The organism is Streptomyces sp. NPDC020731, assembly GCF_044334705.1.
In the GTDB taxonomy this organism is placed as follows: Bacteria; Actinomycetota; Actinomycetes; order Streptomycetales; family Streptomycetaceae; genus Streptomyces.
In genome coordinates this window covers 22,636-48,373 of sequence record NZ_JBIRTN010000031.1, presented here as the reverse complement: position 1 = coordinate 48,373, position 25,738 = coordinate 22,636, and the positions used below count along the sequence as shown (strand labels likewise).

Here is a 25,738-nt window from a genome sequence, read left to right as displayed (position 1 = left end):
CATGGCGATCCACCTCACCAAGGAGAGCAAGGTCCTCGTCCAGGGCATGACCGGCGGCGAGGGCATGAAGCACACCCGGCGGATGCTCGCCGCCGGCACGAACGTCGTCGGCGGCGTCAACCCCCGCAAGGCGGGCCGCAGCGTCGACTTCGACGTCCCCCAGAGCCTGAACGGCCTGGGAGGTACCCCCAGTGCGGTCCCCGTCTTCGGCTCGGTCGCCGAGGGCATGGACGCGACGGGAGCCGACGTCACCGTCGTCTTCGTACCGCCCGCCTTCGCCAAGGCCGCCGTCACCGAAGCGGCCGACGCCGGCATCGGCCTCGCGGTCGTCGTCACCGAGGGCATCCCCGTCCACGACTCCGTCGCCTTCCTCGCCCACGCCCGGCGCAAGGGCACCCGCGTCATCGGCCCCAACTGCCCCGGCCTGATCACCCCCGGCCAGTCCAACGCCGGCATCATCCCGGCCGACATCACCAAGCCGGGCCGCATCGGACTGGTCTCCAAGTCCGGCACGCTCACCTACCAGCTCATGTACGAGCTGCGGGACACCGGCTTCTCCACCTGCGTCGGCATCGGCGGCGACCCCGTCGTCGGCACCACCCACATCGACTGCCTCGCCGCCTTCCAGGACGACCCCGACACCGACCTGATCGTCCTCATCGGCGAGATCGGCGGCGACGCGGAGGAACGCGCGGCGGCGTACATCCGCGACCACGTCACCAAGCCCGTCGTCGGTTACATCGCCGGCTTCACCGCACCCGAGGGCCGCACCATGGGCCACGCCGGCGCCATCGTCTCCGGATCGTCCGGTACGGCGCGGGCGAAGCAGGAGGCGCTGGAGGCGGCCGGAGTCAGGGTGGGCGCCACGCCCACGGAGACGGCCCGGCAGGTGCTCGCCGTCCTGAACGCCGACGGCTGAGGCCCCTCGACGTCCCCCATCTTTCTCTCGACCGTGCACCGGGAGCGGAGCGAACCGCATGCCACCCACCCTCACCCTCAAATCCGGCACCTCCTGGGCCGACGCCTGGCAGCGCTGCCTGACCATCGCCCCCGAGGCCTTCCGGGACGACCGCGTCCTCAACCTCTGGAACGCCGCCTGGCAGGCTGACGGCCGGGCGCTGCCCGCCGTCAGCCCCGTCGACGGCACTCCCGTCGCGGGCCCGCCGCGCCTGGACCGGGTCACCGCCCGGCAGGCCGTGCGCGCCGCGCTCGACCAGCACCGCGCCTGGCGGCACGTCCCGCTGCCGGAACGCCGGGCCCGCGTCGCCGCCACCCTCGACGCCCTCACCCGGCACCGCGAACTCCTCGCGCTGCTGCTCGTCTGGGAGATCGGCAAGCCCTGGCGGCTCGCCCAGGCGGACGTCGACCGCGCCGTCGACGGCGTGCGCTGGTACGTCGACGGCATCGACGACATGCTCGCCGGCCGGGCCCCGCTCGACGGACCCGTCTCCAACATCGCCAGCTGGAACTACCCGATGAGCGTGCTCGTTCACGCATTGCTGGTACAGGCACTGGCAGGCAACGCGGTCATCGCCAAGACCCCGACCGACGGCGGTGTCGCCTGCCTCACCCTGGCCTCGGCGCTCGCCGCCCGCGAGGGGATACCCGTCACCCTCGTCAGCGGCAGCGGGGGCGAGCTGTCCGAGGCGCTGGTGCGGGCGCCCGAGATCGGCTGCGTCTCCTTCGTCGGCGGCCGCGACACCGGCGCCGCCGTCGCCACGGCCGTCGCCGACCTCGGCAAGCGGCACATCCTCGAACAGGAAGGACTCAACACCTGGGGCATCTGGAACCACTCGGACTGGGACACCCTCGGCGCGGTGATCCCCAAACTCTTCGACTACGGCAAGCAGCGCTGCACGGCCTACCCGCGCTTCGTCGTCCAGCGGCGGCTGTTCGACGACTTCCTGGCCGCCTACCTCCCCGCGGTCCGCACGCTCAGGGTCGGCCACCCGCTCGCCGTCGAACACCCCACCGGCCCCCACCCGCGGCTGGACTTCGGACCGGTGATCAACGCGGCCAAGGCGAAGGAGCTCCACGACCAGGTCGCCGAGGCCATCGACCGCGGCGCCGTCCCGCTGCACCGGGGCACGCAGTCCGAGGCCCGCTTCCTGCCCGGCCAGGACACCTCGGCGTACGTCCAGCCGGTCACGCTGCTGAACCCGCCCCGGTCCTCCCCGCTGCACCACGCGGAGCCGTTCGGCCCGGTCGACACCATCGTCCTGGTCGACACGGAGGCGGAACTGCTGGCCGCCATGAACGCGTCCAACGGCGCGCTGGTGGCCACGCTGTCCACGGACGAGAGGTCCACCTACGACCGGCTGGCCCCGCACATCCGCGCCTTCAAGGTCGGCCACGGCGTTCCGCGCTCCCGCGGCGACCGCGACGAGCTCTTCGGCGGCTTCGGCGCGTCCTGGCGCGGCGCGTTCGTCGGCGGCGACCTCCTGGTCCGCGCGGTGACCCGGGGCCCGACGGGGGAGCGGCTGCCCGGCAACTTCCCGGAGTACCAGCTCATGCCCTGACGCAGGTGACCGCCCGGACACACACCGTGCACCCCGCCCGCCACCGCCCGGAGGGACGGAAAACGCAGGTGAAAGGCACTGCGAAACCTTGGTATGGTTGTCCATGTCGCCGCGGGGGGAGCACCCCGCCGAGGCGGCGGACACCTTGTCCGGGTGGCGGAATGGCAGACGCGCTAGCTTGAGGTGCTAGTGCCCTTTATCGGGCGTGGGGGTTCAAGTCCCCCCTCGGACACATCGCTCAATCGATGGCCCCGACCGGAACGGTCGGGGCCATCGATTGTTTTCGCGTCACCGAGGGGTGTGTCCCTGCTTCGGTTCCTCGGCCCGCAGGGTGCCATGGCGCGAGGCCTTGTCCGTGGCCCGTCCGACGACCGAGGCCGCCCCCGTGTCCACAGCGCCTCCCGGGACCGGTCCCCCTGGCGAGCGTGATCGCGGCGCGCTTGGTTCCGTGCGGGATCCCGTGGTCCCCGGGGTTTTCCGGTCCGTGCACGGGACTGGTTGACTTCTTCCGCGCGGGCTGTCGGCGCCGGGCCTCCGGCCGGGCGGTCCGCGCGCCGACACACCGCTGGGACTCACTGAGGGAAGTGCACGTGGAGCAGTTCGCTGCGGGCAAGGTACTGCGCGGCAGGTACCGGCTGGACCGGATTCTGGGCAGAGGGGCGATGGGGCACGTCTGGCAGGGGACGGACGTGTATCTGGAGCGTCCCGTCGCGGTCAAGACCGTCGCCGCGGATCTGCTCGCCCTGCCGGAGCGGCGCCGCACCGCCCTGGCGCGCTTCGAGCGGGAGGCCAAGGCCGCCGCCCGTCTGGACCACGCCAACCTCACCACCGTGTACGACGCGGCCGTGACCGAGGACGTCTGCTGCCTGGTGATGCAGCTCGTCGACGGGACGACCCTCGACAACGTCGTCGACGGCGCCGACGACGGGCGCCTGCCGGTGCCCGCCGCGGTCTCCGTGGCCGCGCAACTGTGCTCGGGCCTCTCCGCCGCGCACGCCGCCGGCCTCGTCCACCGCGACCTCAAGCCCCAGAACGTCATGGTCCGCACCAGCGGTCTGGTGAAGATCCTCGACTTCGGTCTGGTGAAGGTCCTCTCGGACACCGACCCGCAGCTCACCACGACCGGTGAGACGCTCGGCAACGTCGCCTACGCCTCTCCCGAACTCCTGGCCGGAGAGAGGCCGTTGGACGGCCGCAGCGACCTGTACGCGGTGGGGTGCCTGCTGCACCACATGCTCATCGGCCACCCTCCCTTCCGCGGCCGGGGCCCCGCCGAGCTGGCGACTCAGCACCTCACCGCGTCCCCGCCCCGCCTGGCCGACGGCGGTGTCGACGCCCCGGCCGCCCTCCAGGACCTGGTGCATGCACTGCTCGCCAAGCGCCCCGAGGACCGTCCCGGCGGTGCGGCGGACGTGTACGCGGCCCTCGCCCCGTACCTGCCGGCCCCGGATCCGGCGTTCGCGACCCGCAGGATGCCGCCGGAGGATCCCCGGCGGCCGTTCCTCGTGCCGCAGGCGCCGGTCATGCCGCGTTAACCGAGGCGGACCCGCGGCACGGTCCCCGGGACGGGTCACGCCGCGGACGGCGGCCGGACCTCTGTCAGTTCCTTGAGGAACGGGCTCGGCTCCCCGTGCCAGAAGACGTCCAGGCTGGCCCGGGCACGCGTGGCCGCCACGAAGAGCAGGGACCGGGCGCGCTGCATCTCCGTCCGGTGGCGCGCCGGGTCCTTGGCGCGCCGCCGCCGGACGTCCGCGCGCGGCACGAGCCCGTCGGTCACCCCGGCGATGATCATGCGCTGGTACTCCAGTCCCTTGAACCGGAACATCGTGCCGATGTGGACGCCGCTGTCGCCGCGGGGCCCGTCCGGACCGATCTCCAGCGCCATGATGCCGTGCTCCCGCAGCGTGTCGATGAACAGGACCTCGAGGTCGCTCTCGGCCTGCCGGTGCATCGGGATGTGAGCCGACCCGGGTTACGTGGGGTCGGATGATCTCGTTTCAGGTGGACAGGGGTCGCCCGGTGGGGACCGGACCTCACTCCAGGAGGGGACAGGTGAGCGGGAGGACGCGTTCGGTGAGGCGGGCGGTGAGGTGGGTTTCGGTGGGGGTGGTGTCGGTGAGCCAGTCGAGTGCCGTCAACTGGTTGATCAGGGGCAGTAGTCCGCCGGCGTCCACCGGGACCTGGTCGGTGAGGTCGTTCAGGGCGATGCCCTCGCCGCCGGGGCCGAGGTGTCCCGAGGTGTCGGTCCGGGTGGCCAGCGTCAGGGCGAGCAGCCGGGTGCCGGCGGGTGCCTTCGCCTTGCGGAGCTTCTTGTCCGAGACGACCCTCTGGGCCCAGCCGGAGAGCTTGGGCCGCGTCTTCCTGCCGAAGGTGAGGGGAGCCGCCGCGCCGGGCGTCAGGGAGGGCACGGTGATCGGAGTGGGGTTCTCCGGCCGGGAGGCGAGCAGGTCGCCGACCGTGCCGGGGAGGTCCAGCCAGCCGCAGCCGGTGAGCTTCCCGACCAGGTCCTCCGGGTCGGTCAGGCCCAGTCCGGTGAGGTCCTGGCCAACGAGGTTGCCGGTGCCGGTGTGCGCGGTGCGCAGGGTCAGCATCAGCACCAGCAGCCGTGCTTCCGGGCCGGGCAGCGGCGTGTGGCCGGCCACGTGCGCGAGGACGGAGCGCGCGTACTCCCACTGCGTCGGTACGGTCAGCAGGCGCGCCACGCCCGGTTCGTCGCCGTCCGTGACGCCACCGGTGCGGTGTTGGTGCTGGCGCCGGATGACGGCGGCGGCCTGCTCGGCGCGCCGGGCTTCCAGCCGCAGGGTGACGTCGCAGCTGACGTCGGACCAGGTGAGGAAGGCGCGTGCCTTGCGTTCCTGGAGGTCGGCCAGCAGCGCCAGGTCGGGTTCGGCGCGCTTTTGGTAGGCGCGGAAGAGGTCACCGAGTTCGATGAGTTCGTCCCGCAGGGATACGGGCCGCAGGTCGCGCGGGATGACACGCTGGGCGATCCTCGCCTCCGGCGGGCGGCGGTGCCGCGCGGGTAGGGAGCGGGGCGCCGGAACCCCCGTCCGGGCGGCGACCTGCTGGTCGGAGAATCGCGGCGCGCCCGCGCCCGCGCCTGCCGCTGCGGGGGCCGGGCGGGCGGCGGTCCCGGGCGGGGACGGCCGGGAGGTGGCCGCGGTCTGTGCTCCGGGGGTGGCTGCGGCGCACCTCGAACAGCACTCCAGGATCTGCCACCAGCGTCCTGCCCGGTCGGTGACCACGGCCAGGACGACCGGCCCGCCGCACCGCCAGGGTTCGGTACGCGCGTGCCTGCCGGTGTCGGGCAGATGGGTGCGGCAGCCGTCGGCCCGGCACGCGCAGTAGGTCCCGGCCCTGGGGGCGGGGTCGGCGCGCAGGTGGGCCTTGAGGTGGGCGACCGCGGCCGCACGGCCTGTCGCCGCGGAGGGCAGACGTTGCTCGGCACAGGCGGGGCGGCTGCACGAGACGCGCACCTCCGCGCTGCCTCGGCCGACGGGGTCCAGACGCACCGTCCACTGGCGCCCCGGCACTCGTTCGCCCAGCTCGCTCACCGTGGCCTGTGTCATCCCGTTCTTCCTCCATCTCCCGTGTCCCGCATGTCACCGACGCTTCCCGCTGTTCCGGGGGGTGTTCGGGCGGCGAGTCCACGGTATGCGGCACAGGGGCGGAGGGGGATGAAATCGCACGGGGTGAGGGCTTTCGGGTGACAACGCCGCCCGTTTCGGTGAACCCGGGCTCGACGGCCGTCACGACGACGGAGACGGGTCCGGATCGGCCTTCTCGCGAGCGTACCTGGGCGGTTGTGGGGAACTGGGTTGTCGGTCAGCCGCCCTGATAGATCGTGGTGCACAGCAGCGTGGCGCCGTCGTCCACCAGGGCGGCCCAGTAGCGGGTCTGGTCGCCTGCCACCCGGCGGCAGCTGTTCGCGTCGGCGCCCGCCGGGGCGCGGTAGACGCCTGTGATGTGCATGATCTGGTTGTACGGGGCGGGCACCGGCTCGCGTCGGCAGGCCACGGCCGTCATCAGGCCGAGGGAGATCGAGTCGCCGGACTGCTGGCCGAGCACGCAGTAGTTGGCGTGGTAGATGCGGGTGAGGCAGAGCTTCGTGGTGCTGCCGGTGGTGGCGGACCGGTAGCTCCAGTACGACTTCCCATAGCCGGTGGGGCAGCCCGTGTCGGTGGCGGTCACCTGGACCCGGGTCTGTTCGCCGGCGCAGGACACGGGGTCCGGCGGAACATCGACGCTCCAGTCGATGCTGGTGGTGCCCCCGCGGCCCGTGTCGTGGACCGCCAGGCAGTCGCCGGCCGAGATGGCTGCGAACGCTTCTTCGGTGGCATCCGGAGTGGGTGTCGACGGCTCGGGGTCGGACTCGTCGGTGCTCCACTCACTGGTGTCGGAGTCATCGGGGATGGGGGCGGCCGGTGAAGACGTGTACGGGGCCGGGCTGGAACCGGATGGGGGCGAGTCGGCCAACAGGTCCTTCAGTTCCGCTGCGTTGCTCACGCCCAGCCAGGCCAGGATCGACAGCACGGACGCGATTCCGCCGATCAGTGCCAACCACTTGGCAGCGGAATGATCATCGGGTGTGCCTGCCACAATGCCCTCCCCCCGAGGCTCAGGCGATGTTAACTTTTTCGGCGCCGCTGAGAGTCGAACTCCCTTTATCCCGCCTCTGTCGGCCGTCCCCGCACAGATCCGGCATCCTCGGCGGCCAGGGCCCGCACCATGGTCATGCCGCCGCCCTTGAGGCCGCGTACGACGTCCAGGGCTGTACGCGAGGAGGGCGGGGAACGCGTCGAACCGGGAGCATCGCCGGGCGGTCCGGAGCCGGGGGAGTACGTGGGGTCCGCTCCGGTGCACGGCACAGCCGTGACGGTGGACGGGCCGTTCAAGGATGATCGTCGACTTGTGATCCTGTCCGATGATGTCCGTTTTCTTTCATGCGCATGCCACGGTACCTTCGCTCATGCTTGGTTGCCGGTGAGGCGGATGTGACGGGGACGGCGCGGTCACCGACTTCGAGTTCACGCACTTCCACCAGCCGGTCTCCCGCACGACACCGGACGGCGGGCGCCACACGTTCGCGTACGACACTGAACTGAACCTGACCCGCGTCCACGGCGCGGACGGCCGTACCTGGGACTACGTCTACGACGAGGCCAACCGGCTGATCCGGGAGACGGACTTCAACGGCCGCACCCTCACCTACGCCCACGACGCGGCCGGGCAGCGGGTGTCGTGGACGAACGGCGCCGGACAGACCACGGAGATCACCGTGGACCTGCTGGGCCGGCCACAGCGGTACCGGACGGCCGACGACGTCACCACCTATGTGTACGACAGCTCCGGCTCCCTGCTGCGCGCGGCCAACCGCGACACGACGGTCGAACGCACCTACGACGCCCTCGGCCGCACCCTGACCGAGACCGTCAACGGCCGGACCACCACGTACGCCTACGACGCCCTCGGCCGACGCGTCAGCCGGCGCACCCCCTCGGGCATCGTCTCCACCTGGACGTACGAGGCGACGGGCCGCCCGCGGACCCTCAGCGGCTCCGGCGGTGAGCTGCGCTTCGACTACGACGAGGCCCACCGGGAGATCCGCAGGACCATGGGCACGGCGGCGGTGCTCCACCAGAGCTGGGACGGCGCGGGCAGGCTGGCCGAGCAGTCGCTGAGCCGGCCGGGCGGCGACAGCGGCGACCTGCTGCAGCACCGCACCTACGCGTACGACGTCGACGGCGCGCTTCGGGAGATCGACGAGCTCCTCGGCGAGAGCCGCCGGTTCGACCTGGATCCGGTCGGCCGGCTGACCGCGGTCAGGTCCGCCGACCGTGAGGAGACCTACGGGGTACGACCGGGCGGGCAACCTCGTCACCGCCTCCCCGCACGCCGGCACGCCGGACCCGCGGTCCCGGGAGTTCGACGGAACCAGGCTGCACCGGGCCGGACGCACCTCCTACGCCTACGACGGCCAGGGACGCCTGGTCCGCAAGACCGTCCGTCTCCTCAGCGGCGGACGGCGCACCTCCCACTACGGGTGGAGCCCGGAGGACCGCCTGGTGAGAGCGGTGACCCCGGACGGATCCGAGTGGCACTACACCTACGACCCGGACGGCCGGCGCGTCGGCAAACGTCGTCTGGGACCATGCGGCGACGTGCTGGAGGAGACGACGTTCGTCTGGGACGGAACACGCCTGGCCGAGCAGGTCGGAACCGACGGCACGGTCACCACGTGGGACTACGCTCCCGGCTCGTACCGGCCCCTCGCCCAGACGGTGACCGACGGCCCGGCCCGGCAGGCGGCGGACGGTACCGGGACCGGCGACGGGCGGGCGGACGTCGACGCCCGCTTCTACGCCATCGTCACCGACCTCGTCGGGGCACCGACGGAACTCGTCTCGGCGGACGGCAGGATCGTCTGGTACCGCAGATTCACCGCCTGGGGCATGCCGACGGAAGCGCCGCACGCCACGTCGGAAGCCGACTGCCCCCTGCGGTTCCCCGGACAGTACGCGGACACCGAAACCGGCTGGCACTACAACTACTTCCGCTACTACGACCCCGAGACCGCGCGCTACACCAGCGCCGACCCACTGGGACTGGGCCCCGACCCGAACGACTACGCCTACGTGGGCAATCCGCTCCTCCTGCTCGACCCGCTGGGCCTCGCCCGGGTCCGCGGCGAGCGCGGCCGGTGGGAGAGGGACCCGGCCACGCCCGCGCAGACCCACAACCGGGACACCGAGTATCCCGGCAGCTACCGCCAGTCGACCCATGACGCCATGGCCGCGACGTGGACCGACGAAGGCATCGCGCAGGGCGGTACACCGATGCGGTCCACCGGACGACTCGACCCCCAGGGCCGTCAGATCATGGAGCGCATCCCGAGATCCGATCTGACCTGGCGCAGCTCCGCAGGTGAGATCATTCCGTTCGACCAGCTGACGTACGAGCACCTGACACCGGTGGTCGATCACTGGAACGAGACGGGTTACCGTTCCGACCGGGCCGTGCGCAACGACTTCTACAACCACCCGGACAACATGGAACCCATGACGCGAAGCGAGAACTCACGCGGTGGCGCGCTCATGGACGCCACCTACCGCCAGGATGTCCACCCCACCCTCTACTCATGCAGTTAGGGCCCCACCCCGGCACAGGAGCCACCCCATGAACCCTGCATCCGTCCTGCCCGCCATGCCCGGCGCGACGCCCGTCCCCGGCCTGGAATCGGCGTGGCGCTGGTCGCCGAACCCGATGTTCACCTTCACCGCCGCGCTCTCCACCGACGGAGAGCACAACCTGCAGGTCAACGTGCGGGGCCCCTACGACGAGGGACTCGTCACGGCGCTGCTCGCCCACGCGAGGGCGCATGACGGCGAGTTCGTCGGACGGGGGCGGCCCCTGGTGGGGATCGGAGGCTTCCAGCACCCCGGGTCCGCGTTCGACACCGTGGGCGTGGCGACGGCCGAGGTGCACGGCTACCACGCCACGGAGAATCCCGGACTCTCCGCTGTCACCTACGCCGTCTTCCCCGCCTACGCCGGTGAGATCTCCGGCCGGGAGAGCGAGGAGGAGGCCTGGGGGCGGTTCCGCAAGATGCTCCAGCCGAACAGGCTGGACCGCGCCCCCGTGCCGTTCGTCAAGATGCGCTACGACAACACCCGCACCGGCAGCGGGAGCAAGGGCGACACCCGCGGTTTCGCCCCCCTGGCCACCCTCGTACGGGAACTGGGGCTGCTCGAGGACGCCTCCGGCAGTTTCGTCGAGTGGGAGAACCGGCACGGCGAGCTCTGGCGTGCGGACAGCACCGGCGACGGCATCCTGCTGACGCACGACGGCACGCGGGAACCCGTGGACACCGAGCGCCTGCAGGACGTGGGCCGCAGCAGCGTGCGGTGAGCTCTTCCGGATGATCCGCACGGTGGGAACGGGTGTTGCGGTCCCGTGAAAGGGCGGGCGGGGTTTTGGTACCGGGGCGTGTGGCGCGGGCAGACGTCGCCTGCCGGGGCATCACGCCTTCCGTGCCGGCCCGGCGGCGATGAGGTGTTCCCAGACGCTGAGTTCGAGTTCCGCGCCGCCGGTGCTCCACGGGTTGGCGGCCGTGTCGGGACGCCACCGGGGCGCGGGCGCGTGTACAGGCGGGGGCTGTACGTGGGCGGCGGGACGCCCGTACGCGGTACGGGGGCAGCCCCGAACTTGCGGGCCGGGACGGCGAACCCGCCGGCGTGGTTCCCCGAGTCCGCGGCGACGCCGGTTCCGCGGTTGAAGGCGTTCATCGTCGATGAGGCCTCGCGTCGGCCGCCCCGGCCGTGAACGCGGTGCCGGCCTCAGTCTGTCGGTGTCGGTGTCGGTGTCGGTGTCGGTGTCGGTGTCGGTGTCGGTGTCGGCGCGGCGCAGGCGTCGGCGATGGCCCGTGTGTCCCAGTAGAACGGACGGACCTCGGTGATCCGCCCGTCCTTGACCGTGATCGTCTGCAGGATGGGGAAGCCGAGTTCACGGCCCGTCGCGCGGGCGCGGGCACGGACCTGTGTGAGCACGACCGCGGTCTCACCGGTGGCGAGGAACTCCTGCTCCACCATGTCGAACGACTCCCATACCTCTCCCATCATGAGGAAGAACCGCGCCATGCCGTCGTGCCCGCGCCAGGTGCCTCCGTAGGGCAGAGCGTCCGCCTGATGCAGTTCGATGTCCGGCGCGAAGAAGGGGGCGAGCAGGTCGAACGAGGCCTCGCCGGGGCCTCCCGCCGCCAGGTACTCCGCCTCAGCCGCATACATGCCGGTGAGAACCGTCGTTGACTCTGTGGTGGATGGCATCGTCATGGCACCAGCCTGCGCACCGCGACAGGATGGTGCTGGCGGCAACCGGACATCGTTGTGCGACGGCGGTCGGCACTTCCGCACCACCCGCCACGCGCCGGTTCAGTGAAGGACAGCCGGTACCGCTGGGGGAAAGGCGGTGACTTCGTGGCCTCCCGCAGAGGCCGCGAGTCCACGGTCAGTGGACGGTGTTACTTTCCGTGACATGACCGATCACGTGCTACGGCTGCTGCGGCAGGACCGCCGCCTGGCCGAACTGGCGGCCTTCCCCTTCGGCTTCGACCTCGACCGCGCCGCCCACGGCCATGTCGAGGAGGTCCGCCTCGCCTCGGGCGGGCCGCTGGAGGCGGTGGCCGGGGACGATACCGGCGGCACGTACTTCGTGTGCGCGGACGGCTCGGTGCTCTACGCCGACTCGGAGGGCGCTGCGGGGATCATCGGCTCCAGTGTCGACGAGGCCCTGGAGCTCGTGATCGGCCTGTCCGGCTGGCGCGGCTGCACACGTCTGTCGCCGGACGACGGCGAGGAGAAGATCCTGGCGTGCGTCGCGAAGACCGAGGACGAGATCCGTGAGTACTGCGGAATCGACGAGGAGCGGGCCGGGCTCCGTGCGGCGCTGGGCTTCCCGGAACGCTCCCCGGTCGAGCTGGTGGGCGGACTGCGTGCCGCGCTGCTGCGCACCGAGCCGGACTTCGTCCTGCTCAACGCGGACGAGGGATGCGCGTACGACCGGTTGGGCCCGGCCGGTCCACCGCTGTGGGAGCCCGTGCTCGCGGCGGGCCGCGCCGATCTCGCCCGCCTGCGGGAGGGCGACCGCACGGCATGGCGTGAAGTCGCCGAGGACCCGGTCCGGCGCCGGATCACCCTGCGGGCCGCGCAGTTCGACCGCGCCGAGGGCGACCTGGAGCTGCTACGGCATCTGCTGCGGCACGAGACACGGTCATCGATGACGGACGAACTGCGGCTCGCGGCCGTGCTGGTCGGGCTCCACGGAGACACCGGAGATCTGCCGCTGCTGCTCGAAGTCCGGGAGACGGACTTCGACACGGCGTGCGGCCTGGGCGGCATACCGGAACCGGGCGCGAGCGCTGACGAGTTGCGACAGTGGGCGCGGGAGCTCGACGAGTCGATGTTCGGGACCGACCCGGCGGACGAGCCGGTCTCCACCTGGACCGACCTGGCGCGGGACCAGGGGATGACGGACCTCGCGCGGGTGACGCTGATCCGCGAACTCGACGGCATCGTCATGGACCAGAGCAGACTCCGCCGCCCCGAGGCCCCCCACACCCTGGCCACGGCTCTGCTGAGCGGGCTCGCCCAGGACTTCGAGGAACTCGGCGACCTCCCCCAGGCGCTCCGCGCCCAGCGCCTGTACGCCGCCCTCCAGGAGAGCGCATGGGACCGGGCCTCGGCCCGGCACACCCTCGCCCGCCTGGAGCGGGAGGCGGGCCGGCTGCCGCAGGCGGTGGACAGCCTGGCCGCCGTACGCGACGCCCTGGCCACCCCGGGCGACGACTCACTGCGCCACTGGCAGCAGGTCAACCTCGGCCGCTTCATCGCCGAGGAGCACTACCGGCTCACCCTCGCCCTGGCCGGCGCGGGCCGCTCCGAGGAGGCCCGCGTCCTCCTCACCGCCGCCGACGCCGTACTCGGTGAACTCTCGGACAACGCCGCCAAGGGCGTCCGCGAGCTCGCCGAGCGGACCGCTGCGAGAGTGCGGGAGGCCGGCTGAGGACGGACACGGCGGGCGGCCGGCCGGGAAGCAGTGGCTGCCGAAGCAGTCTCCTCACCCGCCGCTACGAGTGACGCACCACCGTCAATCCGGCGTTCTTCGAGCTCGCCGACGGGGAGAACGCCCGAACCACCGACCATGACCGCGTCCTTGGCCGCGCGGCCTCTCACTACGTGACGACAGGACTATGCGGGGCGGGCCAGGGAGGGGTGGGAGAAGCGCCGGAGGACGCCGCCCCGTTCCGCTGCCCCGCCGTGTCACCCGCTGCGCCTCCGCCCGGAGCGCGTGCACGTGCCGGAACGCCTCCCCGTACCGTCGCCGCTCCGCCGCCGGCGGGCCGCGCCGCTCACGAACCGCTGCCCGGCGCGGTGTCGAAGGCCGCGAGGCCGTAGTCGTCGGACGAGTTGACCTGGACGACGAGGCCACCGGAGGCGAGCAGCCGGTCGGGGTGGTTCCGCTGGTAGGCGGCGGGAAGCCTGCTGGTCCCGGTCACGGAGCCGTCGGCCAGGGAGCGGCGCCGTACGGTGAACAACCAGTCGCCGAGGCCCTCCGTGTCCTCGCCCTCCACGGCGTACAGCGAGTCGCCCTGGATCCGCAGCGGGGCGAGTTCGAGGACCTCCTCCCGCAGGGCGGTGCGCCAGCGGACCTTTCCCGTGCCGAGGTCGATCGCCACCAGTCCCCGGGCGGTACCGCCCGGGCCCGACTGCGCCTCCATCACCAGCACGTTCCGCCCGACGAGGGCCCCGGAGCGCCGCAGGGTGCCGAAGGACTGCTCGACCGGCAGGTCGAGCGGCTTCCCGCCGGCGGATCCGAGGATGCTCAGGTACACGTTGCCGGACGGGTCGGCGTAGCGGGCCACGAGGGGTTCGGCCGCCACGATCTCCACGGGTGTGGCGCCGCTCCGTCCGACCTCGTGGGTGGCGCGGACCTCGCCGGTGACGATGTCGAGTTCGACGACGCGTCTGGTGTCGAGCTCCTCCTGGTCGCACGTGTCGGACACGGCGATCGTGCGCACGCCGGGGGCCACGTCGTCCACTTCGCAGTTCCCCCGGGTCCAGGGGTACGTCCAGACCGTCCTGCCGGTGGCCCGGTCGAGCCCGAGGAGGCCCTTCTCGCCGGACACCACCATCGTGTCGCCGGAGACCGAGGCGACGGGCAGCCGGGCCTCGCCGACCCGCCGGTGCCACAGCAGTCTGCCGGTGCCGGAGTCCAGGGCCGCGGCGACGTCACAGGCGGCGGGCGAGGTGTAGGCCCTGCCGAACCGGACGAGTCCCACGCCGCCGCTGGTCGCCGTCCCGGCGTCCGAGGCCCCGCAGGGAACGAGGCCCTTGGCCGGCGGTGGGACGGTCCACTCGGAGGTTCCGGTGCGTGGGGCGAAGCCCCGGATGCCGGAGGCGTCGATGCGTACCAGCGCCGTGGGGGTCAGCCAGGCGCCCATGACTTCCGAGTCGACTTCGGACACCCCCGGCTGCGCGGTCCACGCGACCCGGCGGTCGCCCTTCGCGGTGACGTCCGGGAGGGGGTCGGCACCGTCGGCGGCGGGACCGATGCCGGGCCGCTTGGTGGTCGCCCCGCCCGCGCTCCGGTTCTCCCCGGCCAGGTCCGGCAGGTAGATCACGCCCGCGACGGCCAGAGCGACGACGGCCGCCGCGGCCGTCACGGTGGTGAGCGCCCGGCGACGGCGCCGCGGACGCGCCCGCGGCCCGGCGGTCGTCCCCGGATCCGGGCGGGAACCCGGCACGGCCGGGGACGCGGGCGGGGCGATGCGGTACGACGTGGGCTCCCCGGCCGTGCGGGCGGGAGCCGGACCGGTGCCGACGCGTAGGCGCGACTGCGCGGCACGGGCGGCGGCGATCACCTCGCGCGGAGCGGGCCTCAGCGCCGGGTCCTTGGCCAGGCAGCGCCGTACGAGCGCGGTCAGTTCCTCGGGCAGGCCGTCGAGTTCCGGTTCCTCGTACACGGTCCGGTACGCCAGCACGGCCGGCGGGCCCTCGCCGAAGGGGTCACGTCCGGTCGCCGCGAACAGCAGCACGCCGCCGAGGGCGAAGACGTCACCCGCCGGCCCGACCGGCTCCTCCGCGACGACCTGCTCGGGCGGCGCGTAGCCGAAGGTGCCCAGCGCATGGCCCGTGCCCGTCAGCTCCTCCGAGTCCACCGCCCTGGCGATGCCGAAGTCGATCACCCGGGGACCGTCGTCGGCCAGCAGCACGTTGGACGGTTTGAGGTCGCGGTGCACGATGCCCGCCGCGTGGATGACGATGAGCGCCTCGCCGAGTGCGGCGGCGAGCGAGCACAGCCGCTCCACGGGCAGCGGTCCGTCGCGGCGCACGGCGGCGCTCAGCGAGGGGCCGGGGACGTACTGCGTGGCGAGCCACGGCGTCTCCGCGTCGGCGCCGGAGTCCACCAGCGGCACGGTGAAGAAGCTCAGCACCTTCCCCGCCGCCTCCACCTCGCGGCTGAAGCGCCTGCGGAACTCCGGGTCGGCCGTGAACTCCTCGTGGACCAGTTTGAGCGCGACCCGGTGGCCCTCGGCGTCCTCGGCGAGGAACACCCGGCCCATGCCGCCCTGTCCGAGCAGGCCGAGGATCCGGTAACCGCCTATCCGCTCCGGGTCCTCCGGCGCCGGCGGGGCCGTCCCCTCGTTCACGACGGGCTCCCCGCGGCTCGGAACATCATGATTCCCTTGGACAGCAGGTTGTGTTCACCGGTCATCAGCGCGAGCCGGTCTCCGTACAGGCGGACGCCGTCGAACTCGGCACGGTCCGGCAGCCGGGGGAGTTCCCCGGCCGCCGTCGGCGTGCCGTCGTCCAGCGCGTACCGGACCAGGGCGGTGGTCCCCGGCTCCGTCACGTGGACCACCAGGACTCCCCGGTCGTCGACGCCCACGATCACCGGGGAGGAACCGCCGGGTGCCGGACGGTGCCAGCGGATCTTCCCGGTGCGGGAGTCGAGGGCAGCGACCCCGTCCGTGCCGGTCTGCCGGAGGCCGTCGTGCTGGGTGAGGGTGACGGCGGTGTCGCGCCATCCGAAGAAGGCGGGGGTGAGCTGGAAACGGTTGCGCGCCCAGGCGCCGAGGGTGCCCTGGGGCTGGGTCTCGCGGAGCCGCGGACCCGGCTTCCCCTCGTTGCTGAAGACCATCATGGGGCCCTCGGTGTCGCCGATCGGTCCCGGCAGGCTGACGACCGGGGGTTCGGCCGTCTCGACGCGCGCCACGGGGACGTCGTCCGGGACGGTGGAGGTCCAGCGGACCCGGCCGTCGGCGATGCTCACCGAACGCACCGTCGTGGGACGGACGTCGAGCCGGGAATCCTCCGTCACGGGACAGGTCAGCGCCTCGACGACACTGGACTGCCCGACCGCCAGTCCGTTGATCGCGCACCTGTCGCGGCTGCCCTCGTGCGACCAGGCGGGGGCACCGTCGCGCAGGCGCCACGCGGTCACCAGGCCGCCGCTCATGACCACCACGCGGTCTCCGCCGATGCCCAGGACGTCCGAGTCGATGCCGGAGGTCGCGTACGGGTCGCCCGGCCGGCGGTGCTCCCACAGGGAGGTGCCGGAGGCCAGGTCCACCGCGACGACGCGGTCGCAGCCGACGGTCCCGTTTCGCTCGCCGTCCTCGTCCGCCGCGCCGAAGAGCACGGCGCCGACGCCGCCCGGTGCGGTGCGGGAGGCGGCGCAGGGGACCATTCCGGGATCCGGCGGCTTCAGCGTCCACAGGACCCGGCCCGTGTCGGGGGACAGTCCCTGGACGGAGCGGTGTCCGACACGGGCGAGCACGCGGTCGGTGAGCCACGCCTCGACGGCGTAGTCGTTGCCCTTCTCCGTCGCCTTCTCGTACTCCGCCCTGTTCGTGTCGTAGCGGATGATGGTGTCCTGCCAGGTCCGTGACCAGACGCCCCGGGGAACGGCCGGGCCGAGGGCGCTGACCGGTTCGGCGAGCGCCGGGACCGAGGGCGACGGCAGGGCCGACGCCCGGTCCTCGGCACCGCCGCCGTCGGACGGGCTGTCCTCGCCGCGCAGCGCCAGGAGGCCCGCGGCCAGGGTGCCCGCGAGAAAGACGGCCAGGGCGCCGGCGACGAGCGGGAGCCGGCGGCCGCTGACGGGCCGACGGGCCCGAGGGGGCGCGGGCGCGGAAGCGGGGGAGGGGCGGGGCGGCAGGCTCGGGCCCGGCTCCCGCGAAGACGGTCCCGGGCCCAGCGGCACCGTCGGGGCCGGACCGGGCTCCGGTAACGGGGCGGAGCCGGTGAGCACGTCCCTGATCCGGTGCGGAGCGGGGCGCCGCGCCGGATCCTTGGCGAGGCAGGAGACCAGCAGCGGCAGCAGCGCGGCGGGTACCCCGTCGAGGTCCGCCTCCCCGGTCAGCGTCCGGTGGCCGATCCGGTGCGCGGGCCCGTCGCCGAACGGAGGTCTGCCGGTCGCCGCGTACGCGAGCACCGCGCCCAGCGCGAACACGTCGCCGGCCGGACCCGCGCCGTCACCCGTCAGCTGTTCGGGCGCCATGAAGCCGGCCGAGCCGACCACGAGACCGGTCGCCGTCAGCCGCGTCCCGTCCACGGCACGCGCGATGCCCAGGTCGATCACCTGGGCCCCCCGGTCCGGATGCAGCAGCACGTTGGACGGCTTCAGGTCGCGGTGCACCAGGCCCGCGGCGTGGATGTCCGTCAGCGCGCAGGCCAGCGCACGGCCGAGCTCCCGCAGCCGGTCCTCCGGCAGCGGACCGGAGGACCGGATCTCGTCGGCGAGTGCCGGACCGGGTACGAAGACGGTCGCCAGCCAGGGGCGGGCGGCCTCGGCGTCGGCGTCGACCAGTGGCACGACGAACGGACTGTCGACCTTGCGCGCGGCCGCCACCTCGCGCCGGAACCGCGCCCGGAAGTCGGGGTCGTGGGCGAGCCGGGCGCGTACGATCTTCAACGCCACCGGGGGGCCGCCGCCCGAGTCGGCCCTCCGGGCGAGGTGGACCTCCCCCATCCCCCCTTCGCCGAGCGGCCGTTCGAGAACGTACGGCCCGACGCGGCGCGGCGCGGCGTCGTCCCCGGTACGTCGCCCTATCTGTCCCTCACGCACGGCTCAGGCCCCCCGTCGCTCGTCGACGGGTGATCGTAGCCGCTTCCGTGCCGTCCGGGGGAAGGCCTGCCGGCCGGGGCGGACACGCCGAGGCCCTCCGTGCCCGTGCAGCGGGCGCGGAGGGCCTCGGCGGGACTGCCCCGGCCGGCTCAGGGGGCCGCGGCGGCGGCGGGGGCCTCGTCCCGGCCGGAGACGCCGCCGGTCTCGCCCTCGTCGAGCCCGACGTCCTTCGTCTCCTTGCCGAGCAGCAGCGCGACCAGGGTCAGCAGCGCCATCGAGGAGAGGTAGACGCCGACCAGCCACGGGGAGCCGTCGCCGGCCTCCCACAGGGCGACCGCTATGAACGGGGCGACGGCCGCGCCGAGGATCGAGCTGACGTTGTAGGAGATCCCGGAGCCCGTGTAGCGCACGCTCGTCGGGAAGAGCTCCGGCAGCAGCGCTCCCATCGGGCCGAACGTCATGCCCATCAGCGTGAAGCCGAGCACCAGCCACAGCACCACGCCCAGCGTGCCCAGGCCGATCAGCGGTACCCACACCAGCCCGAAGACCAGGATCCCGGCGGTGACCGCGATCAGCGTGGAGCGCCGGCCGTACTTGTCGGCGAGCGGGCCGGAGACCAGGGTGAACACGGCGAAGAACAGCACCCCGAAGATCATCATGAGGACGAAGGTGGTGTAGCTGTATCCCAGGCCGGGTACGGCGGCGTCCTCGGCCGTACGGCCGTAGCTCAGCGAGAACGTGGTCATCAGGTAGAAGAGCACGTACGTCGCCAGCATGAAGAAGGTGCCGAGGACCAGCTGCTTCCAGTGGCCGCGGAGAACGGTGGCCAGCGGCAGCTTCCGCACCAGCCCGGCCTCACGGGTCCTGGAGAAGACCGGCGCCTCCACCAGGCGCATGCGCACCCACAGGCCGATCGCGACCATCACCGCGGAGAACAGGAACGGGATGCGCCAGCCCCAGTTCAGGAACGCCTCCGAGGGCTGGGACGGGTCGGCACCCGCCGTGGACGGCAGCAGCGCGCCGATGATCAGGAAGAGCCCGTTGCCGATGATGAAGCCGAGCGGGGCGCCCAGCTGCGGGAACGTGCCGTAGAGGGCGCGCTTGCCCTTCGGGGCGTTCTCGGTGGCGACCAGGGCCGCGCCGCTCCACTCGCCGCCGAGCGCGAAGCCCTGCGCGAGCCGCATCAGCACCAGCAGCGCGGTGGCGACCCAGCCGGCCTGCGCGTAGGTGGGCAGTACGCCGATGAGGAAGGTGGCGATGCCCATGGTGAGGAGCGAGGCCACCAGCGTGCCCTTGCGGCCGAGCCGGTCGCCGAGGTGTCCGAAGACCACGGCGCCGATCGGGCGGGCGACCATCGCGGCGCCGAACACCGCGAAGGACGACAGCAGCGCCGTCGTCGGGTCGCTGCTCGGGAAGAAGAGCTTGGGGAAGACCAGGACGGCGGCGGTCGCGTAGATGTAGAAGTCGTAGAACTCGATCGTCGTGCCGATGAGGCTCGCGATGAGGACCCGGGACCGGGAGTTGACGGGGGCCGGGCTGGTGGTTGGTGCGGGCATTTCACGGTCTTTCCGGGGAGGAACGGTCACCGGCGGCGTACACCGACGGCCCACACGGCGCCACGCGTCCACCTCACGGGAGGCCGCGCAAACAATGTGGGCCATGCAACGATCTCAGACATCTCACTGGTCAGAAACGTCGTACCAAGATGTGAGACGTGAATATTGTGTGGCCCGGCCCTCCCCTCCCTCCCTACACTCACCGGACAGACGCCGCCCGCCGCCGGGCCGCGCATCCATGACCAGTGAGGGGAGACCGGCCGTGCGCGACCACGCCACCGCTGCCGCTCCCCGTTCCCGGTCCCGTCGGTCCGTGGTGATCCTGGTGTCTCCCGCCGTCCGGTACCCGCCGCGCGGCCGGTACCGGATGCCCGTGACGCACATCTGATCGTCGACGCCCCACGCATCGGGGCGTCCGACGTCGTGCGCCGGGGAGATCGCGCCGCCCTTTCCCGGAACATCCGAAAGGCCACGGGCCATGCGCACCGACCCCCTCGCCACCGTCCGCAACCTGGGCATCCTCGCCCATGTCGACGCCGGCAAGACCACCGTCACCGAGCGGATCCTGTTCGCCACCGGCACCACGCACAAGCGCGGTGAGGTGCACGACGGGACCACCGTCACCGACTTCGACCCGCAGGAACGCGACCGGGGCATCACCATCTTCGCCGCCGCCGTCAGCTGCGCCTGGGACGGTCACCGGATCAACCTCATCGACACCCCGGGCCACGTCGACTTCGCCGACGAGGTGGAGCGCTCGCTGCGCGTCCTCGACGGCGCGGTCGCCGTGTTCGACGCGGTCGCCGGTGTGGAACCGCAGAGCGAGTCGGTGTGGCGGCAGGCGGACCGGCACGGGGTGCCGCGCATCGCGTTCGTCAACAAGATGGACCGGGCCGGCGCCGAGCTGGACACCGCCGTCGCCTCCATCCGGGAGCGGCTGCACCCCGTCCCCCTGGCGGTGCAACTGCCGATCGGTGCGGAGGACGCCTTCACCGGCGTCGTCGACCTGCTCGGCATGCGGGCCCTGACCTGGACCGACGAGGGCGAGGCCCGCGATGCGGCACCCGTGCCGGACGAACTGCGCGAAGAGGCGTACGGACGGCGCCGGCTGCTGGAGGAGGCCGTCGCCGAGCTGCATCCGGGCGCGCTGGAGGAGTTCTGCGACACGGGCGCGCTCAGTGCCGGCACGCTCACCGAAGCCCTGCGGGACCTGACCCGCAGCGGTGACGCCGTCGTCGTCCTGTGCGGCTCCGCCTACCGCAACCGCGGCGTCGAACCACTGCTGGACGCCGTACTCGCCTACCTGCCGTCGCCCCTCGACGTGCCGCCCGTGCGCGGCACGCACGACGACGGCACCGAGCAGGAGCGGGCCGCCGACCCGGCGGCACCGCTGGCCGCCCTCGCGTTCAAGGTGAACGCGACCGCCACCGGGCGGCTGACCTACCTGCGGGTGTACTCGGGAACGATCGAGAAGGGAGACACGGTGTGGGACGCCACCGCGCGCCGCTCCGAACGCGTCGGACGCATCCTGCGGGTGCGGGCCGACCGGCACGCGCAGCTGGACCGGGCGGTGGCCGGGGACATCGTCGCCGTGGTCGGACTGAAGTCCGCCCGCGCCGGCTCCACCCTGTGCGCACCGGACACCCCACTGGTCCTGGAGCCTCCAGGGGTCGCCGAGCCGGTCGTCTCCGTGGCGGTCGAGGCACTGAAGGGCACGGACACCGGGCGTCTGGCGTCGGCGCTCGCGCGGCTCGCCGAGGAGGATCCCTCACTGGTCGTGCGCACCGACCCGGAGACCGGTCAGACGGTGCTCTCCGGCATGGGCGAGCTGCACCTGGAGGTCGCGGTGGAGAAGATCCGGCGTGAGCAGGGGCTCGGCGTCAACGTCGGCCGTCCCCGGGTGAGCTACCGGGAGACCGTCGGCCGCGGAGTGTCCGGGTTCGTGTTCCGGCACGTCAAACAGGACGGCGGGGCGGGCCAGTTCGCCCACGTCGTGCTGGACGTCGAGCCGCTGGACACCCCTGCCGTCGGCTTCGAGTTCCGCTCGACGGTCGTCGGCGGGCGCGTGCCGCAGGAGTACGTCCGTGCGGTCGAGGCAGGCTGCCGGGACGCCCTGGCCGAGGGGCCGCTGGGCGGTCACCCGGTGACCGGGCTCCGTGTCACGCTCACCGACGGGTCGACCCACGTGAAGGACTCCTCGGACACCGCGTTCCGCACCGCCGGCCGGTTCGGACTGCGGGACGCCCTGCGGGCCTGCGCGATGGTCCTGCTGGAGCCGGTCGTCGAGGTCACGGTCACCGTGCCCGAGGACGCGGTGGGCGGCGTGCTCGGCGATCTGGCCGCGCGGCGCGGCCGGGTGACCGGCTCGGTCACCCGGGCCGGCGCCACGGTCGTCACCGCCACCGTGCCGCTGGCCGAACTGTTCGGCTACGCGACCCGGTTGCGCAGCCGCACCCAGGGCCGCGGCACCTTCACCACCCGGCCCACCGGCCACGCCCCCGCACCGGCCCCCGCGCCCGCGCGGTGAACGCGTGAACGGCGGCCCCTCCCGCGACTGGAGCAGGGAGGGGCCGCCACCGCCGCCGTACGAGCGCACCCGACCGTCGGCGTTCGGTCATGGCGTGCCCCCGGCGCCGGGATCAGGGGTACGACACCACCGTGGACGGCACGGTGGTGGTGCCCGATGTCGGGGCGCCGGTGTCGTTGATGACGCACTCGTACTGCCCGTTGCCGCTCAGCGAGACCACCAGCAGGTGGTGGAAGCGCACGCCCGGGCGGTTCGGGGCGGCGAAGCCGTGGTGCTGGACGATGCCCGGGTTCACGTTGTAGTAGCAGTAACTGCCCATGCCCCAGCCCTCGTGGGTGGTGACCCGGTCGCCGACCTTGTAGGCCGCGTAGCCCTTGAGCGAGCCGTTCCGGATCGCGGCCTGGTCGGGGGCGTCGTACGCCTTCTCGTTCTGGAAGAAGATCGTGCGACCGCGTTCGCCGTTCCACTGCACGTCGTACTTGTTGAAGTGCTCGACGAACAGGCCGGTGGCGAGGACGTCGTGGCCGTTGACGACGACGCCGTAGTCGCAGCGGTTGGTCTCCCAGCCGACGCCCTCGCCGTGGTCGGCGCGCCAGACCCAGGTGTGGTCGACGATGGTGTGCCGGGCGTTGATCACCATGCTGGTGGTCGCCCTGCCGGGCCCCGCACCGCCGATCCGGATGAAGACGTCCTGGACGGTGATGGGGTTCGCGGAGTGGTCCCGGCGCGCGCCGTTCGGGCCGACCTCCAGCAGGACACGCGAGTTGACCGGCCCGGCGTCGATCAGGAAGCCCGCGAGGCGTACGCCGTCGACGTCGGCGACCTTCAGGGCGGTGGCGCCGTTGTCGGGGATCAGGGTGGCGTAGCCGAGGCCCAGGACGACCGTGCCGGCGCGGTTCACCCGCACCGGCTGGTCGACGTGGTAAATGCCGGGTGTGAGCAGCAGGTTGAGGCCCTGGTCGAGCGCCTGGTTGAGGATGGCCGCCGAGTCGCCCGGCTTCGCGACGTAGAAACGGTTCAGCGGCAGCGAGGTGCCGCGCGGGGTGCCGTTGCCCCAGGTGACACCACGCGCGTTCTTCCGCAGCGCCGGCAGGAAGACGCGGTACTGGTCCCCGTCGAGGTACAGGAAGGGCTTCTCGCGGGAGAGCGGCGTCGTGTCGAGCGTGGTGTACGGCGGGTCCGGGAAGCCCTGCGCCGGGGCGCCCTCGACGCCCGAGAACACCATGTTCCACACGGCGTTGGTCCAGCCGCCGACCGAGCTGTCCCGGGTGTACCACTGCTGCTGCGAGTACGGGCCGACCGTGCCGTCGACACGGCTGTCGGCGATGTAGCCGCCGCTCGCCCAGCCGTAGCCGGACGGCGCGAGGTTGAGCCCGCCGCGTACGTGCATCCGGCGGAACGGCGCGGCCTGCGCGACCGCCCACCGGTTGGTGCCGTCGGCCGGGACGAGCGCCAGGTTCTCCGCCGAACGCCAGAAGTTCTGCGTGGCGTTGCCGTCGAACCAGCCGGCGTCGACCGTCACGTCACCGTTGATGGTGGTGTCGTCGGGGGAGAGGCCGAGCCCGGAGATGGAGGTGTAGAAGCCGATCTGGGCGTTGAGCCCGTTGTACGTGCCCGGCTTGAACAGCAGTTGGTAACGGCCGGTGCCGAACTGGGCAGACTCCTGCCGGGCGAACACCTCGTCGAGCCTGGCCTGGATGCCCGGCGTGGACGGGTCGAAGACGATCACGTTGGGGCCGAGATCGCCGCCGCCCTTCAGCCTGCGCGGTTTCCGGCGTTTCGCCGCGGGCGCGGCGGAGGCCGCCGAGGGCAGTGCGGCCAGGACCGGAGCGGCGGCTGCGGCGCCGAGCACGGTACGGCGGCCGATGGCCGGTGGCCGGGAGGACGACGGGGAGTCGGACGTCATGGGACGGCTCTCCTGGTTCAGGAAGTGAACGGCGTGGGGTGCTGGGAGCGCTCTCTCGACGCTGAATGGTTCATCCCCGGAACGGATGAGTCAAGGGGTGCGGCGAGAGTCGGGTGAGTCCGTCGAAACCCTTGACGCCCTCCCTCCGAAAGGCTTAACTCACGAGCTGAATTAAGCCGGGAGGCGCTTCCTTCGCAGGGAGGCGGCGCCTTCGTGCAAGGGCATCGCCCCCTGCACCCCGGAAAGGGACACCAGGAGCCATGCGCAGTATCCGAGCCGTGGCCACCGGCGCCGTCATCCTGTCCCTCGCACCCGCCGCCTCGGCCCGCGGAGGCGGATCGGGCACGGGCGGCGGGTCCGACGACTCGCCGGAGGAACTCACCTGCTGGGCCTTCGGCCAGGGCGCGAGCATCGAGGTCGACAAGAAGGTCATCCAGCCCGAGCTCGACAAGTTCGAGTGGGCCTACGGCTACGGCAAGCGCTTCGGCCTCGTCCACGTCGACCACGCCGCCCAGGTCCGCACCGTCAAGGGCTCCGGCCACCGGTACGCGGACACCATCCGCGGCCACGCGAACCGCACCCGGCAAGCGGCCCGTCGTCATCGGTGAGCGCGGGCGGACAGTCCGCGCTCACCACGGGCGGCCGTACTGACCAGTGGCACCCGTACGCGGCCGAGCGAGGCACTCCAGGCCGGACCGGACGGGGCGAGGCCGGCGATGCCGGAGCGGTCTTCGTGCCCGGCGCCGTCGGCCACGTAGCGGAGGCCGTCGTCGTCCACGACGTGGTTGCGTCGGCGATCTCGTCCCGGCCGTCCCCGCCGAGGCCGACGGTGCGGATCCGGTGGAAGCCGCTCGCGCCGCCGGCCGCGACAGCGGCCATGCCCCACCGGCCCTCACGGGTCCGGTGCGGTCCCGGCGCCGCCGTACGAGCGCGCTCTCAGCGCCGTTCGTATCCCCGCAGGAACGCGCGCACCCCGGACGCGATCAGCTCGTCCCGCTCCTCGTCCGGAAGGGTCAGGCCCCCCTGGTAGGTGCGGTCGCTGATCTCGCCGGCGGTCAGCTGCAGGAAATGGCTCGCGGCGCGCTCCGGGTCCGGGGCGTCGAGCAGCCCTTCCTCGGCCAGTTCGCGGAAGCGGTCCGCCACCCCCTTGAGGGCGCGGTCGGGACCGGCGGCGCGCCAGGCGTCCAGGAACTCCCGCGGGATGTGGCCGACCTCGGCCCGCAGCTGCCGCACGACGGCGAAGTGGTCGTGGTACCGGTGCATCGGCGCCATCCAGGCGTGCGCGAAGCCGACGAGGTCGGCCTCCAGGTCCGTGACCTTGTGGAGCCGCCGGTCGACGGCGTCGAGGTGGGACCGTACGACCTCCTCCGAACCCTCCACCACGACGACGCGGAAGAGCTGCGCCTTCCCCTCCGGGAAGTGGTTGTAGATCGTGCGGGTGGAGACCCCGGCCTCCTTGGCGATGGAGTCCATGCCGGCACGGGTGTAGCCGTCGCGCCCGAAGGCGCGGCGCGCTCCCCGCACGATCGCCTGCCGCTTCTCCGCCAGCCCTTGTCTCACGCGTCCTGCCCCTTCCTGTCACCGGTCACGGTATCCGGACCAAGAAAAG

At 72.6% G+C, this 25,738-nt stretch carries 17 protein-coding genes, 1 tRNA gene and 2 pseudogenes; 10 read left to right on the top strand and 10 right to left on the bottom strand.

Features of this window, described 5'->3' with window-relative positions; genetic code table 11:
* The first annotated feature begins 1 nt into the window (after position 1).
* The 4 genes from sucD to ACH4VX_RS33860 all read left to right on the top strand — a co-directional run bounded on the left by sucD (position 2) and on the right by ACH4VX_RS33860 (position 4,054).
* Entirely contained in the window at positions 2-919 is a 918-nt protein-coding gene (sucD, locus tag ACH4VX_RS33875; protein ID WP_398372970.1) for a succinate--CoA ligase subunit alpha, read from the top strand.
* A gap of 58 nt (positions 920-977) precedes the next feature.
* Entirely contained in the window at positions 978-2,519 is a 1,542-nt protein-coding gene (locus tag ACH4VX_RS33870) for an aldehyde dehydrogenase family protein (protein ID WP_398372969.1), read from the top strand.
* A gap of 147 nt (positions 2,520-2,666) precedes the next feature.
* Positions 2,667-2,751, top strand: a tRNA-Leu gene (locus ACH4VX_RS33865).
* Positions 2,752-3,109: 358 nt separating this feature from the next.
* A complete protein-coding gene (locus tag ACH4VX_RS33860; RefSeq protein WP_398372967.1) occupies positions 3,110-4,054 on the top strand; it encodes a serine/threonine-protein kinase in 945 nt (314 codons plus the stop codon).
* Between the two features lie 35 nt (positions 4,055-4,089).
* On the opposite strand, the pseudogene ACH4VX_RS33855 reads toward ACH4VX_RS33860, so the two are convergent.
* From ACH4VX_RS33855 to ACH4VX_RS33845, 3 genes and pseudogenes are all read right to left on the bottom strand, one after another.
* Positions 4,090-4,425, bottom strand: a pseudogene (locus ACH4VX_RS33855) (3'-5' exonuclease); the annotation flags it as partial.
* Between the two features lie 127 nt (positions 4,426-4,552).
* Positions 4,553-6,085: a hypothetical protein gene (locus ACH4VX_RS33850; protein WP_398372966.1), complete on the bottom strand. Its 1,533-nt coding sequence runs from the start codon at positions 6,083-6,085 to the stop codon at positions 4,553-4,555.
* Between the two features lie 256 nt (positions 6,086-6,341).
* Positions 6,342-7,115 (bottom strand): hypothetical protein, encoded by a 774-nt coding sequence (locus ACH4VX_RS33845; RefSeq protein ID WP_398372964.1) that lies wholly within the window; start codon positions 7,113-7,115, stop codon positions 6,342-6,344.
* 451 nt (positions 7,116-7,566) lie between these two features.
* Between ACH4VX_RS33845 and ACH4VX_RS33840 the strand changes: the two are divergent.
* The 3 genes and pseudogenes from ACH4VX_RS33840 to ACH4VX_RS33830 form a co-directional block, all read left to right on the top strand.
* Positions 7,567-8,022 (top strand): annotated as a pseudogene (locus ACH4VX_RS33840) (hypothetical protein); the annotation flags it as partial.
* A gap of 331 nt (positions 8,023-8,353) precedes the next feature.
* Positions 8,354-9,664 (top strand): RHS repeat-associated core domain-containing protein, encoded by a 1,311-nt coding sequence (locus ACH4VX_RS33835; RefSeq protein WP_398372963.1) that lies wholly within the window; start codon positions 8,354-8,356, stop codon positions 9,662-9,664.
* 28 nt (positions 9,665-9,692) lie between these two features.
* Positions 9,693-10,424: a hypothetical protein gene (locus ACH4VX_RS33830; protein WP_398372961.1), complete on the top strand. Its 732-nt coding sequence runs from the start codon at positions 9,693-9,695 to the stop codon at positions 10,422-10,424.
* Between the two features lie 428 nt (positions 10,425-10,852).
* Here the strand turns inward: ACH4VX_RS33830 and ACH4VX_RS33825 are convergent, their stop codons facing one another.
* The gene (locus tag ACH4VX_RS33825) at positions 10,853-11,344 is read right to left on the bottom strand and encodes a nuclear transport factor 2 family protein (protein ID WP_398372960.1); all 492 of its coding nucleotides are present in this window, start codon (positions 11,342-11,344) and stop codon (positions 10,853-10,855) included.
* Positions 11,345-11,546: 202 nt separating this feature from the next.
* Between ACH4VX_RS33825 and ACH4VX_RS33820 the strand changes: the two genes are divergently transcribed.
* On the top strand, positions 11,547-13,073 hold the full coding sequence (locus tag ACH4VX_RS33820) for a hypothetical protein (protein ID WP_398372958.1): 1,527 nt from the start codon (positions 11,547-11,549) through the stop codon (positions 13,071-13,073).
* Between the two features lie 346 nt (positions 13,074-13,419).
* On the opposite strand, the gene ACH4VX_RS33815 is transcribed toward ACH4VX_RS33820, so the two are convergent.
* The 3 genes from ACH4VX_RS33815 to ACH4VX_RS33805 form a co-directional block, all read right to left on the bottom strand.
* Complete coding sequence (locus tag ACH4VX_RS33815) at positions 13,420-15,720, bottom strand: protein kinase (RefSeq protein ID WP_398372957.1); 2,301 nt, start codon at positions 15,718-15,720, stop codon at positions 13,420-13,422.
* The gene (locus tag ACH4VX_RS33810; RefSeq protein WP_398372955.1) at positions 15,717-18,140 is read right to left on the bottom strand and encodes a protein kinase; all 2,424 of its coding nucleotides are present in this window, start codon (positions 18,138-18,140) and stop codon (positions 15,717-15,719) included. The genes ACH4VX_RS33815 and ACH4VX_RS33810 overlap by 4 nt, the downstream gene beginning before the upstream one ends.
* Positions 18,141-18,289: 149 nt before the next feature.
* Positions 18,290-19,696, bottom strand: coding sequence for an MFS transporter (locus ACH4VX_RS33805; RefSeq protein WP_398372953.1), 1,407 nt, complete (start codon positions 19,694-19,696; stop codon positions 18,290-18,292).
* 478 nt (positions 19,697-20,174) lie between these two features.
* Here ACH4VX_RS33805 and fusA point away from each other — a divergent pair, with 478 nt between their 5' ends.
* A complete protein-coding gene (gene fusA / locus ACH4VX_RS33800; protein ID WP_398372951.1) occupies positions 20,175-22,223 on the top strand; it encodes an elongation factor G in 2,049 nt (682 codons plus the stop codon).
* A gap of 112 nt (positions 22,224-22,335) precedes the next feature.
* Here fusA and ACH4VX_RS33795 read toward each other — a convergent pair whose 3' ends face one another.
* Positions 22,336-24,129: a coagulation factor 5/8 type domain-containing protein gene (locus ACH4VX_RS33795; RefSeq protein WP_398372950.1), complete on the bottom strand. Its 1,794-nt coding sequence runs from the start codon at positions 24,127-24,129 to the stop codon at positions 22,336-22,338.
* 260 nt (positions 24,130-24,389) lie between these two features.
* On the opposite strand from ACH4VX_RS33795, the gene ACH4VX_RS33790 reads away from it, so the two are divergent.
* Positions 24,390-24,737 (top strand): family 1 glycosylhydrolase, encoded by a 348-nt coding sequence (locus ACH4VX_RS33790; protein ID WP_398372949.1) that lies wholly within the window; start codon positions 24,390-24,392, stop codon positions 24,735-24,737.
* Here ACH4VX_RS33790 and ACH4VX_RS33785 read toward each other — a convergent pair.
* Both ACH4VX_RS33785 and ACH4VX_RS33780 read right to left on the bottom strand, forming a co-directional pair.
* Positions 24,728-24,907 carry a hypothetical protein gene (locus tag ACH4VX_RS33785; protein WP_398372948.1) on the bottom strand — a complete coding sequence of 60 codons (180 nt, stop codon included), beginning with the start codon at positions 24,905-24,907 and terminating at the stop codon, positions 24,728-24,730. The genes ACH4VX_RS33790 and ACH4VX_RS33785 overlap by 10 nt on opposite strands.
* A 158-nt stretch (positions 24,908-25,065) precedes the next feature.
* The gene (locus tag ACH4VX_RS33780; RefSeq protein ID WP_398372947.1) at positions 25,066-25,689 is read right to left on the bottom strand and encodes a TetR/AcrR family transcriptional regulator; all 624 of its coding nucleotides are present in this window, start codon (positions 25,687-25,689) and stop codon (positions 25,066-25,068) included.
* Positions 25,690-25,738: the final 49 nt, after the last annotated feature.

Coding starts and splice junctions, on each gene's coding strand:
- sucD (WP_398372970.1), top strand. CDS start 2: ATGGCGATCCACCTCACCAAGGAGAGCAAGGTCCTCGTCCAGGGCATG.
- ACH4VX_RS33870 (WP_398372969.1), top strand. CDS start 978: ATGCCACCCACCCTCACCCTCAAATCCGGCACCTCCTGGGCCGACGCC.
- ACH4VX_RS33850 (WP_398372966.1), bottom strand. CDS start 6,085: ATGACACAGGCCACGGTGAGCGAGCTGGGCGAACGAGTGCCGGGGCGC.
- ACH4VX_RS33830 (WP_398372961.1), top strand. CDS start 9,693: ATGAACCCTGCATCCGTCCTGCCCGCCATGCCCGGCGCGACGCCCGTC.
- ACH4VX_RS33825 (WP_398372960.1), bottom strand. CDS start 11,344: ATGACGATGCCATCCACCACAGAGTCAACGACGGTTCTCACCGGCATG.
- ACH4VX_RS33820 (WP_398372958.1), top strand. CDS start 11,547: ATGACCGATCACGTGCTACGGCTGCTGCGGCAGGACCGCCGCCTGGCC.
- ACH4VX_RS33805 (WP_398372953.1), bottom strand. CDS start 19,696: ATGCCCGCACCAACCACCAGCCCGGCCCCCGTCAACTCCCGGTCCCGG.
- fusA (WP_398372951.1), top strand. CDS start 20,175: ATGCGCACCGACCCCCTCGCCACCGTCCGCAACCTGGGCATCCTCGCC.
- ACH4VX_RS33795 (WP_398372950.1), bottom strand. CDS start 24,129: ATGACGTCCGACTCCCCGTCGTCCTCCCGGCCACCGGCCATCGGCCGC.
- ACH4VX_RS33790 (WP_398372949.1), top strand. CDS start 24,390: ATGCGCAGTATCCGAGCCGTGGCCACCGGCGCCGTCATCCTGTCCCTC.